At 40.9% G+C, this 13047-nt stretch carries 13 protein-coding genes; 3 read left to right on the top strand and 10 right to left on the bottom strand.

The features are described 5' to 3' along the window. Nucleotides 1-21: 21 nt before the first annotated feature. From E4T92_RS04215 to atoD, 5 genes are read right to left on the bottom strand one after another with little or no spacing between them, the layout of a single operon-like run. Complete coding sequence (locus tag E4T92_RS04215; protein ID WP_135093575.1) at nucleotides 22-783, bottom strand: 3-hydroxybutyrate dehydrogenase; 762 nt, start codon at nucleotides 781-783, stop codon at nucleotides 22-24. Nucleotides 784-812: 29 nt separating this feature from the next. Then, nucleotides 813-1994 (bottom strand): acetyl-CoA C-acetyltransferase, encoded by a 1182-nt coding sequence (locus E4T92_RS04210; RefSeq protein WP_077551031.1) that lies wholly within the window; start codon nucleotides 1992-1994, stop codon nucleotides 813-815. Nucleotides 1995-2012: 18 nt separating this feature from the next. Beyond that, a complete protein-coding gene (locus E4T92_RS04205) occupies nucleotides 2013-3356 on the bottom strand; it encodes a TIGR00366 family protein (RefSeq protein ID WP_135093574.1) in 1344 nt (447 codons plus the stop codon). Continuing rightward, nucleotides 3353-4024 (bottom strand): 3-oxoacid CoA-transferase subunit B, encoded by a 672-nt coding sequence (locus E4T92_RS04200; RefSeq protein WP_135093573.1) that lies wholly within the window; start codon nucleotides 4022-4024, stop codon nucleotides 3353-3355. Before E4T92_RS04200 ends, E4T92_RS04205 begins: the two co-directional genes overlap by 4 nt. Nucleotides 4025-4034: 10 nt before the next feature. Then, nucleotides 4035-4685, bottom strand: coding sequence for an acetate CoA-transferase subunit alpha (gene atoD / locus E4T92_RS04195; RefSeq protein ID WP_135093572.1), 651 nt, complete (start codon nucleotides 4683-4685; stop codon nucleotides 4035-4037). Between the two features lie 313 nt (nucleotides 4686-4998). On the opposite strand from atoD, the gene E4T92_RS04190 reads away from it, so the two are divergent. Further along, complete coding sequence (locus E4T92_RS04190) at nucleotides 4999-5898, top strand: LysR family transcriptional regulator (RefSeq protein ID WP_135093571.1); 900 nt, start codon at nucleotides 4999-5001, stop codon at nucleotides 5896-5898. Between the two features lie 49 nt (nucleotides 5899-5947). Here E4T92_RS04190 and nhaA read toward each other — a convergent pair whose 3' ends face one another. Beyond that, nucleotides 5948-7111, bottom strand: a complete 1164-nt coding sequence (gene nhaA / locus E4T92_RS04185; protein WP_167754005.1) for a Na+/H+ antiporter NhaA — start codon at nucleotides 7109-7111, stop codon at nucleotides 5948-5950. A gap of 230 nt (nucleotides 7112-7341) precedes the next feature. Here nhaA and brnQ point away from each other — a divergent pair, with 230 nt between their 5' ends. After that, nucleotides 7342-8640 carry a branched-chain amino acid transport system II carrier protein gene (gene brnQ / locus E4T92_RS04180; RefSeq protein WP_135093570.1) on the top strand — a complete coding sequence of 433 codons (1299 nt, stop codon included), beginning with the start codon at nucleotides 7342-7344 and terminating at the stop codon, nucleotides 8638-8640. Nucleotides 8641-8727: 87 nt separating this feature from the next. On the opposite strand, the gene pgeF is transcribed toward brnQ, so the two are convergent. Further along, nucleotides 8728-9462, bottom strand: a complete 735-nt coding sequence (gene pgeF, locus E4T92_RS04175) for a peptidoglycan editing factor PgeF (protein WP_135093569.1) — start codon at nucleotides 9460-9462, stop codon at nucleotides 8728-8730. Between the two features lies 1 nt (nucleotide 9463). Then, nucleotides 9464-10438 carry a 23S rRNA pseudouridine(1911/1915/1917) synthase RluD gene (gene rluD, locus E4T92_RS04170; RefSeq protein WP_135093568.1) on the bottom strand — a complete coding sequence of 325 codons (975 nt, stop codon included), beginning with the start codon at nucleotides 10436-10438 and terminating at the stop codon, nucleotides 9464-9466. Nucleotides 10439-10546: 108 nt separating this feature from the next. On the opposite strand from rluD, the gene E4T92_RS04165 reads away from it, so the two are divergent. Next, entirely contained in the window at nucleotides 10547-11338 is a 792-nt protein-coding gene (locus tag E4T92_RS04165) for an outer membrane protein assembly factor BamD (RefSeq protein ID WP_135093567.1), read from the top strand. 57 nt (nucleotides 11339-11395) lie between these two features. Here E4T92_RS04165 and E4T92_RS11060 read toward each other — a convergent pair whose 3' ends face one another. Together E4T92_RS11060 and mltF are read right to left on the bottom strand one after the other, a co-directional pair. Further along, entirely contained in the window at nucleotides 11396-11545 is a 150-nt protein-coding gene (locus E4T92_RS11060; RefSeq protein WP_167366621.1) for a hypothetical protein, read from the bottom strand. 19 nt (nucleotides 11546-11564) lie between these two features. Then, nucleotides 11565-12986 carry a membrane-bound lytic murein transglycosylase MltF gene (gene mltF / locus E4T92_RS04160; RefSeq protein WP_135093566.1) on the bottom strand — a complete coding sequence of 474 codons (1422 nt, stop codon included), beginning with the start codon at nucleotides 12984-12986 and terminating at the stop codon, nucleotides 11565-11567. Nucleotides 12987-13047: the final 61 nt, after the last annotated feature.

Genomic DNA, 13047 nt, shown 5'->3' with positions numbered 1-13047 from the left:
GTTGAGTTGTACAATGAGGTATTAGCCGGCAGTCCAGCCGCCATCCATCGGTAGGCAAGCCCCCGAAATAGAGGCGGCGGCATCGGAGCAGAGGAATTTAACAAATTCGCCAATCTCCGCCGGTTCAATTAACCGTTTAACCGCCGCTTTTTGCAGCATAATTTGGCTAATTACTTCTTGCTCAGAAATGCCATGATGTTTGGCTTGATCGGCAATTTGTTTATCGACTAACGGAGTTCTCACATAGGCAGGACAAATCGAATTCACCGTAATACCGTATGCCCCTCCTTCTAATGCCGCCGTCTTGGTCAAACCGGATAACCCGTGTTTGGCGGAAACATAGGCAGATTTAAACTCTGATGCGACTAAACCGTGAATGGAGTTTAAGTGGATAACCCGTCCCCAACCTTTGTTTTGCATATAAGGCCAGCTATATTTGGTGAGTAAAAACGGCGCGGTGAGCATCACATTTAGCATAAAATCCCAACGATCTTCAGGGAAATCCGCAATGGGTGAAACCGTTTGAATCCCCGCAACATTCACTAGAATATCCACCCGGCTAAACTCGGCAACTGCATAATCGACAACGGCTTTACATTCTGCCCGTTTGGATAAATCCGCCACAATATGTGCCGCTTGTAGTTTTTTGGCTTCCTGCTCTAAAAGGGCTTGATTGATGTCCGCCATCACCAGCTTGACCCCCGCTTGTGCCAGGCTTTGACTCACCGCTAAACCGATACCGCTTGCCGCACCGGTTACAATTGCAATTTTGTTAGTTAACATAGAGAGCTCCTATTTATAAAAATTGAGGTTTAAAGGCGTTCAACAATCATAGCAATGCCTTGCCCGCCGCCGATACAAAGTGTGGCTAAGCCTAATTTTTGGTTTCTAGCTTGCAACCCGTAGAGTAAGGTCACTAAAATTCTCGCACCACTTGCCCCAATTGGGTGACCTAATGCAATGGCACCGCCATTCAAATTGGTTTTGGTTAAATCCAAATTGAGTTCTTTGGCAACACCCAGTGCTTGAGCGGCAAATGCCTCATTCGCTTCAATTAAATCAATTTGGTCTAATGCTAAGTTTGCTTTTTTCAAGGCTTTTTTGACGGCGGGAACAGGCCCTAAGCCCATTACTTTCGGATCATTGCCTGAAGCGGCATAGCTGCGAATACGGGCTAACGGCGTTAAACCCAAGGATTTTGCTTTGCTTTCACTCATTAACAGCAATGCTGCCGCCCCGTCATTTAAACCGGACGCATTACCGGCAGTAACTGTGCCATCTTTAATAAATGCAGGACGAAGTTTGGCAAGGGTTTCGGCGGTAGTGTCAAAAGTTGGATGCTCATCTTGGCTAAACAGGGTTTCACCTTTACGGGTTTTCACACTCACCGGTACAATTTCTGCAGAAAACGCACCAGATTCAATCGCTTGTTTTGCTAAGGTTTGCGAACGAAGGGCAAATTGATCCTGCTCTTCTCGACTGAGCTGATATTGTTCCGCAATGTTTTCTGCCGTAATACCCATATGGTAATGATTGATCGCACAGGTTAAACCGTCTTCCACCATTGTATCTCTTAGGGTTAGGTTGCCCATTTTGGCACCGAAACGAACTTTACTGTCTAGCACATAGGGGGCTTGGCTCATATTCTCCATTCCGCCTACCACGATAGCCTCAGCATCACCTGTCGCAATGGCTTGTGCCCCAAGTACCACGGCTTTTAAGCCTGAACCGCACACTTTATTAATTGTAAAAGACGAAATATCTTCACCAATACCGGCTTTCAGTGCCGCTTGACGAGCCGGATTCTGCCCGAGACCGGCTTGCAGCACGTTGCCCATAATGACTTCATCGACTTTTGCCACATCTAGATTGGCACGTTTTAACACTTCATTAATGACAATAGCTCCCAAATCGACCGCACTTGTACTCGCCAATCCACCGCCAAAACGCCCGATAGCGGTTCGAGCCGCACTCACAATGACAATATTTTCCATTATGTTCTCCTTGTTGATTTATAAGAAATAGAGTCCGATGACAAAAATTGGGGTGGTAAAAATCAGGGCGGTCATACAATAGCCCATAATGTCCCTTACCCCGAGCCCTGCTATACCAAGTGCCGGCAACGCCCAAAACGGTTGTGCCATATTCGCCCACATATCGCCATAAGCAATCGCCATTACCGATTTACCTAAATCCGCTTCAAGTGAAAGTGCGGCGGGGATAACAAACGGCCCTTGCACAACCCAATGCCCGCCGCCCGACGGCACGGCAAAATTCACTAAAGCAGAGCTAAAGAAGGTTAAAAGCGGAAAGGTGTCTTTGCTGGAGATATTGACGAAAAACTCGGTAATCATGCCGCCTAATCCGGAATGTTCCATCATTAATTGCATACCGGCATAAAACGGGAATTGAATTAAAATGCCAGCGGTACTACGAGCGGCATTGGTAATTGCTCGAACATAGGCGGCAGGGGAGCCGTGCAATAAAATCCCTGTCATCAAGAAAATTAAATTGACCGAATTAATCGTCAAACTAAATCCGTTTTTGAAAAAAATGAGGGCGAGATAACTAAATCCGGTACCTGCAATCACATAGGCTAACAAACGGCTTTCTTCAATACGTTCGGCAAAGGTGGCGTTTTCGTCTAAGGTCTTACTGAAATCCGGATCCGCTTGTAATAATTTCGGATCAACATTGCGAACGTCTTCGCCCTTGGGATTCATCATCCGTGTAATAAAAGGCAAACTGACTAACAACATTAAGATGATAAAAATGTTATAGCCGGTGAATAAGGTTTGACTGACAGGTACGATACCTAAAGGATTGGATTCGGAACTAATAAGATGGGCAATAGGGTTATTCGGGGTGGCGGCTTGGAGTGGCATTGAACCGGAAAATCCACCGCCCCAGGTCATAAAGCCGATATAAGCACAGGCGATTAAGAGCGCATAATCCGTACCTCGAATACGTCTGGCGACTTCTTTGGCAAACATTGCCCCCACCACCAAACCAAATCCCCAGTTAATCGCACAGGCAAGGGCACTCATAAAGGTTACTAACATTACACCTTGGGCGGGCGTTTTAGCGATCGATGCCGTTATACCGAGAAAGCGGCGAATTTGTGGGGCGGAGGCAAGGGCATTGCCCGTCACCACGACCATTGCCATTTGCATACTGAATGAGAGCAAATTCCAAAAACCGTCTCCCCACATATTGACTAATTGCACGGGCGTATGATCAGTGAATCCCCACGCACAGAAAAAAATCACTATACTTAGCAGAACCGCTAAAACAAGCGGTTCTGGCATATAGCGGCTGACTAATGTTGTCATACAACGGGAAATTCGGTTAATCATAGGAGTAATCCTTTTTGACTGATCACCATCGGTTTAAAATCATCGGCAACGATAAAATCCGCTTCTGTTTTCTGTCTGATGGTGTCTAAATCCACATCCGGTGCATGTTCTTTTAACACAAGTTTGCCTTGTTCAAATTCAAACACCGCCAATTCGGTGACAATCATTTTGACTTTGTTTACCGCAGTTAAAGGTAGGCTGCATTGCTTGAGAATTTTTGAGCCGCCGGATTTTGCACAATGTTCCATTCCGATAATGATTTTTTTCGCTCCGGTCACTAAATCCATTGCGCCTCCCATACCCGGCACCATTTTCCCCGGTACCATCCAATTTGCCAGATTTGCCTGTTGATCCACTTCTAACCCGCCAAGCACGCAGGCATCAACGTGACCGCCACGAATGAGAGCGAATGAAAATGCACTGTCGAAAAATGCTCCACCGGCTTTAATGCCACAAGGTTGTCCACCGGCATTCACGATATTCGGATTATCGTTTTGCGGATCGTGAGCGGTTAAACCTAAAAAACCGTTTTCCGATTGCAGGGTAATATCAACATTATCGGGTAAATAGTTCGCGACTAAGGTTGGTAAGCCGATACCTAAATTCACGATATCGCCGTCTTTTAGTTCCATAGCAATACGGCGGGCAATCAATTCTTTTGCGTTCATAATGTTCTCCTTAATGGCTAGAAACAAGGTAATCAACCAACATTGCAGGGGTCATAATTTGATTGGGATCGAGCGTACCTGCTTTGACGATTTGCTCCGCTTCGACAATCACGGTTTTTGCCGCCAACGCCATTAGCGGATTAAAATTGCGTGCCGCACCGTTATAAATCAAATTGCCCGCTTCATCAGCAATATCGGCTTTTAGAATGGCAATATCCGCTTTCAATGGACGTTCTAACAAATAAGTCACGCCATCAAGTTCTATTTTTTGTTTACCTTCTTCCACCACCGTGCCGACACCAGTTGGCGTTAAAAAACCGCCTAATCCCGCACCACCGGCTCTAACCCGCTCTGCAAAGGTGCCTTGTGGAATTAACTCAACCTCAATTTCGCCGGCAATCATTTTTTTGCCAGTTTCAGGATTGGTGCCGATATGAGAAGCTGATACTTTCTTTACCCGATTATTCACAATCAACGGACCAACCCCATTATGGACTTGGGCGGTATCGCTACAAATGAGATGAATATTGCGAATCTCGCTCTCTAAAAGGGCTTGTACGATTTTTTCAGGCGTACCGACTCCCATAAAACCGCCCGACATCAACGCCATACCGTCAAAGAAATGTTTCTTTAATTCAGTAATGGGGATAATTTTTGACATAGTTTTTCTCCAAATTAATGTTTTAATCAAAAATTTTTATAATAAAGACGCTGTTCGTTTAAAATAAAACAAACAATATAACTTTCTATTTAGTGACGGCATAAATACTGGAAATGCAGCCTAACTTCAGGTATAAAGTAGGAAATAATTATTACACTAAGGTGTTTTTTCCTCCTGTTTACAAAACTTGCAAAGCAGAATATCAGAAGGTATTTAGCAGGAGAAATACAGATTTTTTAGAATGCTATAAATTTAATTTATACAAAATATAGAATCGGTTTATAAAGTTTGTCACCCTTACAGAGGACATCAAATGGATATTCGGCATTTACGCTATTTCATTGCGATTGTTGAAAATAACTTTAATTTGAGTAAAACGGCTCAAAATTTATATATTTCTCAACCTACGCTCAGTATGATGATTTCTGATTTTGAACAAAGAGAGGAAATTCAATTATTTAAACGTTCAAACGGAAAAATAATGGGGCTGACTTATATCGGTGAAAATTATTACCACGATGCGAAGGAAATTATTGCTAAATATAACGACATGCACCGCAATCTACATAACGAGAACACGGAACTGATTGGTAACATCACGATTGGCATTCCGCCTTTAATCTTATCCGTTGTCTTTTCCGATGTGATTCCTTCACTGATTCTGAATAACCCTAATATCAATATTACTGTAAAGGAGCAAGGCGCCTTTGCCTTAAAAAGCGAATTATTATTGGAGCAAGTCGATCTTGCCGTCTTGCTTTATCCGGAGGGGATCTCTAAAAATATCATTGATTCTTTTGCCATTCATCATTCGGAACTTTCTCTCTTTTTATCACCGAATCATCCGTTGGCAAATAAAGAAAAAATTGAATGGCGGGATTTAAATAAACAAAAAATGGCCATCTTTGATAAGAATTTTATGATCTCCCATCAATTGAAAGAACATTTTGAACGACATAACATTTATCCGAATATTGTGATTGAATCCGGCTCTTGGGACTTTATGCTCAATGCAGTAAAACTCAATCACGATCTATTAACAATCTTACCTTATCCCATCGCCGAACAATATCAATCGCCGGAATTTGTCTGTCGTAAAATTAACGAACCGATTTTATGGCGGGTCACACTTTGCCGATTGAAGAAAAATAATTATTCAACAGTAGAAAATTACATTTTTGATTTGTTATTGAAATTATTTAAAGTCAAATAGGAAGTAAAGTAAAAGTGCGGTCAAAATTAACCGCACTTTTTAGAAGATGTTATGCTTTTGTGGTTTGTTTTAAGAAGATATACCCAACGATGGCAGAGATTGTGGAACCGATTAGAATACCCAAACGGGAAAGGGTATTGACACTTTCACCGGCATTCGCCTCAAAAGCAAGGCTTGCCAGGAACATGGACATCGTGAATCCGATACCACATAGAATGGCGACGGCAAAAATTTGTTTAAAATTAATTCCTTCCGGTAACTTAGCGATCTTCAACTTCACCGAAAGATAACTGAAGACAAACACACCGACCGGTTTACCGATAATCAAACCTAAGGCAATGGCGAGTAATAACGGTGAGCTCAGCATAGAGAAATCCAACCCTTCAAAACTTACCCCCGCATTGGCAAAGGCAAATAACGGTAAAATAAGGAATGAAGTCCAAGGCGCAAGCAAATGCTCAAAATCTTCTAATGGTGTTTCGCCTTTTTCACCTTTGAGAGGAATACAGAAACCGATAATAACGCCGGCAAGTGTGGCATGTACGCCGGATTTTAAGACGGATGCCCATAAGATTGTGCCGACTACCATATAAGCGCAAAGTGCGGTGACTTTAAAGCGGTTTAAGGCAATGAGTAGAATGATTGCGATTGCCGAGAAAATAAGCGCTTGAAGACTTAATCCTTGGGAGAAGAATAACGCAATGACGACAATAGCGCCCAAATCATCAATGATCGCGAGCGCTAATAAAAAGACTTTTAAGGGCAGCGGCACTTGTTTGCTTAAAAGTGCCATAATGCCAAGGGCAAAAGCAATGTCTGTTGCCATTGGAATTGCCCAGCCATTGGCAAGTGTAGGATCTTGACGGGCAATAAAGACATAGACTAATGCGGGAATGACCATTCCGCCCACGGCAGCGAAAGCAGGGAAAATCGCTTGTTGATAGCTTGAAAGTGAGCCTTCCAATAGTTCTCGCTTTACCTCTAATCCCACTAGAACAAAAAACACCGCCATAAAACCGTCATTAATCCAATGAATGAGCGTTTTATTAATTGCGAAACTGCTGATTTGGATACTGACAGGAAGGTTCAAGAAGTCATGATAAGCACTATTTAAAGGTGAATTGGCAAACAAAATTGCAATAAGCGTAGCGAGAAGTAGCAAAATTCCACCGGCAGATTCCAGTTTAAAAAATCGTTGTAAAAGCTGTAACACTAAAGATCCTCCAAAAAATTTAAAATAAATATAACAAAAAAATAACGACAGCAAGGATACTACCACATTTTTATTTCTTGAGGAAAATATCGAGATAAGTGCGGTTATTTTTATTGATATTTTTAGGTGAGATTGACAATGTGACTGAGTTCACATTTCTGCGTCTGAGCGTTAGGGTTCTTCTATACTTTTGTAGTAGAATGATTTCCTTTTTATGAACTGAGAAGATTATGTTTACTCGTAAAGATATTATTGTTTTAGGTATGATGATTTTTGCGCTTTTTTTAGGCGCAGGAAATGTTATTTTTCCACCAATGGAAGGATTTACCGCCGGTACAAATTGGGCAACGGCTTCTTTTGGTTTTATATTAACCGGTGTATTTATGCCATTTATTACCTTGGTTGTTGTTGCGATGGTAGGGCGAGGTGAGGAACTTACCCGTGATTTGCCTAAATGGGCTGAGGTAGTTTTTTTAGCCACATTGTATTTAGTCATTGGTTCCTTATTTGCGATGCCGCGAGTGACTAACGTTGCCTATGAGATGGCGTGGTTACCGCTAAATATTGTGGAAGATAGCCCTTATACGCATTTTGTTTTCTCTTTTATTTTTAATATTGTCGGTATGCTTTTTATGCTTCGCCCAAATACGATTATTTCGACAGTGGGAAAATTTATGACGCCGGCATTATTAGTACTCTTAGTCGTCGTTACTGTGAATGTTGTTATTTCACCACTCTCTGATATTGTTGAACCAACTAAGGCTTATGCGACAAATTCTGCAATGACATCAGGGTTAATTAGTGGTTATCAAACAATGGATGTTTTAGCTGCAATTGCATTTGGGGGCATTGTGGCACGAGCGTTGGCTGTGAGAAATGTTTCTTCCACACAAAATGTGGTGAAATACACGATTTCTGCCGGTTTGATATCGGTATTTTTATTAGCAGCTTTATATTTTGCACTGTTTTACTTAGGCGCAACCAGTGCACAAGTTTCCGAAGGGGCGACGAATGGTGGACAAATTTTCTCTCGCTATGTTAATGCCTTATTTGGTGCTGGTGGCACTTGGATTATGTCAGGTATTATTATTTTGGCGAATCTCACAACGCTTGTAGGCGTCACCAGTGCTTGTGCTGATTATTTCTCTAAATTTCATGTTCGTTTGTCCTATTCATTTTGGGTAATGGTATTTACTGCTTTGACAATAACAGTGGCTCAGACCGGTTTAACGGAATTACTACGTATTACTATTCCTGCATTATTGTTAATTTATCCTGTTGCAATTATGTTGGTATTTTTGCAGATTATTCGTAATAAGTTACCTAATATCACCTTTAGCTACTATTTCACACTACTTGTCACAGTGAGCTTTAGTGCTTGTGATAGTTTAAAAAATATAGATTTATTACCTCAAGGGATTGAAACTATCTTAAATTATTTGCCGCTTTATGCAGAGGGAATGGGGTGGTTGATACCGGCTTTTATCGCACTAGTCTTATCATTATTTTTAGGGAAACGATCAGCCTAATTAATCCTTTTCAGTTTAGAAAGGTTATGAATGAAGACAGGGATGAAACAATATTTCCATCCCTGTTTTTTTTGAATCATTTATTTATTATTCAAACCAAATCACACTTGCCATTCTTCCCGTTTTTCCTTCTCGTCGATAAGAAAAGAACAGCTCTTTTTCGTAAAATGTACAGTGTTCTCCGCCGGAAATTTCTACGATTCCTAGTTTGTTTAGACGCTGTATAGCAATTTGGTAAAGATTTCCGAAGTATTTTCCTCGTTGGTTTGGATCTGGCTGGAAAGCATTTTCCGCATGAGGATCAAATTTCATAAATTGCTCAATGACATCTTTTTCTACTTGGAATGCTTTTGGGCCAATAGCCGGTCCGAGCCAAGCTATGATATTTTGTGGCTCGGTATGAAAATATTTCACTGTTTCCTCTAATATTCCATCGCATAGCCCCCGCCAACCTGCATGAGCCGCAGCCACTTCGTTGCCTTGTTTAGTCGTAAAAAGCACAGGCAAACAATCTGCTGTCATCACGGCACAGACTTGATTCGGTTGGTTGGTATAAACCGAATCAGCGTCAAAGTTATTGCCGGAATAAGGTAATTGGATGACATTAGTGCTATGGGTTTGAGTAAGAAATAAAGGAGAGTGGGGTAAATGGAACGATTCCACCAATAAAGTGCGGTTTGTTTTGACCGCACTTTTTTCATCTCCCACATGATCACCTAAATTAAAGCTTGCAAATGGAGCTTGGCTTACACCACCGGCTCGTGTTGTAGTAAAAGCATGAATATTGGACGGAGCCTGCCATTTGGGAAAAATTGCTTTCATATTAGTAATCCAATTCTTCTTTGTGTTCAATATAGTCTGCTTTTAATGCACTGATTAATTCAACAAAATCATCAGGCAGAGGGGCATACCATTCCATGATTTCACCGGTAATTGGGTGGGCTAAACGTAGCATAACAGCGTGTAGAGCTTGGCGTTTAAAATTACGCAATACTCCCATAAAGGTTTCACTGGCATTTTTTGGGGGACGGGGGCGACCGCCATAAGTTTGATCGCCTAATAAAGGATGGGCAATGTGTGCCATGTGAACACGGATTTGGTGGGTTCTGCCGGTTTCTAGACGTAAACGTAAACGTGTATAATTACGGAAGTTTTCCATAATGCGATAGTGCGTGACAGCCGGTTTCCCCATAGGGTGAACGGCCATAAGTGTCCGTTTGGTTGCATGACGAGCCATAGGTTGATCTACCGTGCCACCCTTTGTCATGATACCTGAAGCAACGGCTTCATACTCACGTGTAATTTTTCGCTTTTGTAAATCTCGCACTAATTTGGTTTGTGCAGGGATGGTTTTTGCGATAACCATGAGACCTGTTGTGTCTTTATCTAAACGGTGTACGATACCTGCCCTAGGTACTTCAGCAATAGACGGATAATGATAAAGAAGGGCATTCAATACCGTACCATTTGGATTACCGGCACCAGGGTGAACCACGAGATCTTTTGGTTTGTTAATAACGATAATGTCCTCATCTTCATACACAATATCCAATGGAATATTTTCTGGTTCAAAGCGGGTTTCATCTTCTACCTCAACGGTAATTTTAATTTGTTCACCACCGAGTAGTTTTTCTCGAGGGACATTGGCGATACGGTTATTAATTTTAACGAGATCTGCTTCAATCCATGTTTTGAGCCGTGAACGGGAATATTCGGGGAACAATTCGGCGAGAGTTTGGTCTAAACGCAGTCCTGCTTGTTCAGGCTGAACCTCAGCTGAAAGGGTAATTTGTGGCATAAAATTTGTCTCAATCGTTTTAAAAGTTGGTTTATTTACCAATGTTATATAGAATACTTGCCAATTGTATCTGATTTATTGGCTTTCGTAAAAATTAAGGAAAAAACAATGCGTAAAATAAAATCATTAGCGTTGATTGCGGCGGCTGCCTTTGTGGTGAGCTGTTCAAGTGGAAATAAAGAAGTAGAACAGGCAACAGTGGGTGAGCTTTATAACAAAGGTGCAACAGCTTTACAAGAAGGGAGTTATTCCGAAGCTATTCGTTATTTAAATGCGACAACCGAACGTTTTCCTGGAAGTATTTACCAAGAACAGGCAATGTTGGATTTGATGTATGCGAACTATAAATCTCAGGATTACACAGGTGTATTAGTTACTGTAGATAGTTTTTTAAACCAATTTCCACAAAGTCAAAATCGTGATTATGCCGTATATATGGCGGGTTTAACTAACGCTGCGACAGCAGATAATGCGATTCAAGATTTTTTTGGGATTGATCGTGCAACGCGAGAAACAAGCTCGTTAAAAACTGCATTTTCAAATTTCCAAAGTTTAGTACAGGCTTTTCCAGACAGCCCTTATTCACAAGATGCGTTAGCACGTATGGCTTATATTAAAGATTCCTTGGCTCGCCATGAATTAGAAATAGCCAAATTTTATGCAAAACGTAATGCAGATGTTGCCGTGGCGAATCGTGTTGTTGGGATGTTGCAATTATATCCCGACACTCTTGCCACTTATGAAGGTTTATTCCTAATGCGTGATGCCTATAAAAAAATGGGCTTAGAAAACTTAGCAAATCAAACCCAACAAATTATTGATGCAAATAAAGATAAGCAGTTTATGAAAGTGGAGAAACCGGAAGATCCTGAGCTGACCGTGCCAACCACAACGAAATAAATAGAGAAAAACCCCCGATAGTCTGTCGGGGTTTTATGTTTTTTGCGAAAGCTTTATTTAGCTACCAAATTCTTGTAGAACAAATTGCATTGTATGTCGTTCAAATTGTTTTTGTTTACGGTGTTTTAGCCGTCTGATACGTGAGTTACGGGAAACAGAAATATCGCGTGATTTTACTTTTTTCAGAAAGGTTTTACGTTTTAGCATATCTATTTTCTCCTTATTTTTATTCCTCTCTATTGTCTATTTCATTTTCAAGCCCAGTGCTATTTTGGTTGCTCTGAATCCGATGATAATTCACTATATTATTCATATAACGGCGGATATTTTCCACATATTGATAGGCTTCATAACCTCTAGCATAGCCATATTTTAGATTATTATAATGACGTTTTTCGGCTAATAATGGCAAGTTATTTTTTACATCAAGCCAATTATCCGGATTTCCACCTAATTTTTTTGTTAAACGACGAATATCCACGAGGTGGCCTAGTCCCATATTATAGGCGGCAAGCGCATACCAAATACGATCTTCTTGCGCAATACTATCAGGCATTTGTGAAACTAACCAATGTAAATATTCTGAACCTGCTTTTATACTTTGTTCGGGGTCTGTTCTATTGGTGATTTTCATACGCTCTGCGGTATCTTTGGTGAGCATCATCATTCCTCTTACACCGGTGGGAGACGTGGCATCAGGGTTCCAGTGGGATTCTTGGTAGGCAACGGCAGCTAATAAACGCCAGTCCAAGTTCCCTTTATATTTTTCAAAGAGAGGTTGATATTGTGGGAGAATTTTTTCAATAGCTTCCAAGTAAGCACGGCTATCGACATAATCAAATTGAGCAATATGGCGGAAATATTTTTCTTCAATACGATCAATCAGGCCGGTTTCTAAAGCATTATTCATAAAATCTAATAAGCCGGCTTGTAGCTCATTATAAGAATTATTAGCAAGATACCAATGCACACTGGATTCATCAGTTAAATCAAAGGCGATAGCAATATTCGGACGAATTTGCTGCACCATGGCGACATCTATAGAATTTGCGATAGTGTAGGGAATTTTGCCTTCAGCGACTTGTATGAGTAATTCTTCTTGTGTGAATTGTTTATTGTTTTTCCATTGTAACGTGGGAAATTTTTGTTGAAATTGTGAGAGCAATTCATCTAATTCCTGACCGCCTGAAATGACTATTTCCTGTTTTACCATGCTTAAATCTTTTGGTCTATTTTCCCCTTTTTTATAGACTAATTGCCAAGAAGCGGAGGTATAAGCGGGCCCAATTTGAAATTGTTCAGCGCGTTTAGGATGAAAAAGTAAATTGGCCGCAGCTAAATCAATTTGATTGTTTTCAAGTGAGCTAAAAAGGGAATCTGTATTTTCAAGCGTTTTTATTTCAAGTTCTACGCCTAAATAATCAGCAAAATTTTTTGTTAACTCATATTCCAAGCCTGATTCCCCTTTGGAATCAATGAAATAATAAATAGGGTTATTAATTGTGCCGACAATGAGCTTACCGCGTGATTGAATTGCAGCATAATGATTTTCTTCCGATTGCATGATTTTTTGCCAAGGAAAAACCATATCTATTGCCCAAAGGAGCAAAGCAAAAGCCGCGATAATGCGTAAAAATAAACCTTTCAAATACGTTTTCCTTATTTATAAAAGTTTGAAACGAATTTTTCGTGGCAAAGGGTAGGGGCTA

This window comes from Pasteurella sp. WM03 (assembly GCF_004570945.1).
Lineage (GTDB): Bacteria > Pseudomonadota > Gammaproteobacteria > Enterobacterales > Pasteurellaceae > Rodentibacter.
The sequence above is the reverse complement of the archived record's forward strand: the minus strand, read 5'-3'. Positions and strand labels throughout refer to the sequence as shown.

Coding starts and splice junctions, on each gene's coding strand:
- E4T92_RS04215 (WP_135093575.1), bottom strand. CDS start 783: ATGTTAACTAACAAAATTGCAATTGTAACCGGTGCGGCAAGCGGTATC.
- E4T92_RS04210 (WP_077551031.1), bottom strand. CDS start 1,994: ATGGAAAATATTGTCATTGTGAGTGCGGCTCGAACCGCTATCGGGCGT.
- E4T92_RS04205 (WP_135093574.1), bottom strand. CDS start 3,356: ATGATTAACCGAATTTCCCGTTGTATGACAACATTAGTCAGCCGCTAT.
- E4T92_RS04200 (WP_135093573.1), bottom strand. CDS start 4,024: ATGAACGCAAAAGAATTGATTGCCCGCCGTATTGCTATGGAACTAAAA.
- atoD (WP_135093572.1), bottom strand. CDS start 4,685: ATGTCAAAAATTATCCCCATTACTGAATTAAAGAAACATTTCTTTGAC.
- E4T92_RS04190 (WP_135093571.1), top strand. CDS start 4,999: ATGGATATTCGGCATTTACGCTATTTCATTGCGATTGTTGAAAATAAC.
- brnQ (WP_135093570.1), top strand. CDS start 7,342: ATGTTTACTCGTAAAGATATTATTGTTTTAGGTATGATGATTTTTGCG.
- pgeF (WP_135093569.1), bottom strand. CDS start 9,462: ATGAAAGCAATTTTTCCCAAATGGCAGGCTCCGTCCAATATTCATGCT.
- rluD (WP_135093568.1), bottom strand. CDS start 10,438: ATGCCACAAATTACCCTTTCAGCTGAGGTTCAGCCTGAACAAGCAGGA.
- E4T92_RS04165 (WP_135093567.1), top strand. CDS start 10,547: ATGCGTAAAATAAAATCATTAGCGTTGATTGCGGCGGCTGCCTTTGTG.
- E4T92_RS11060 (WP_167366621.1), bottom strand. CDS start 11,545: ATGCTAAAACGTAAAACCTTTCTGAAAAAAGTAAAATCACGCGATATT.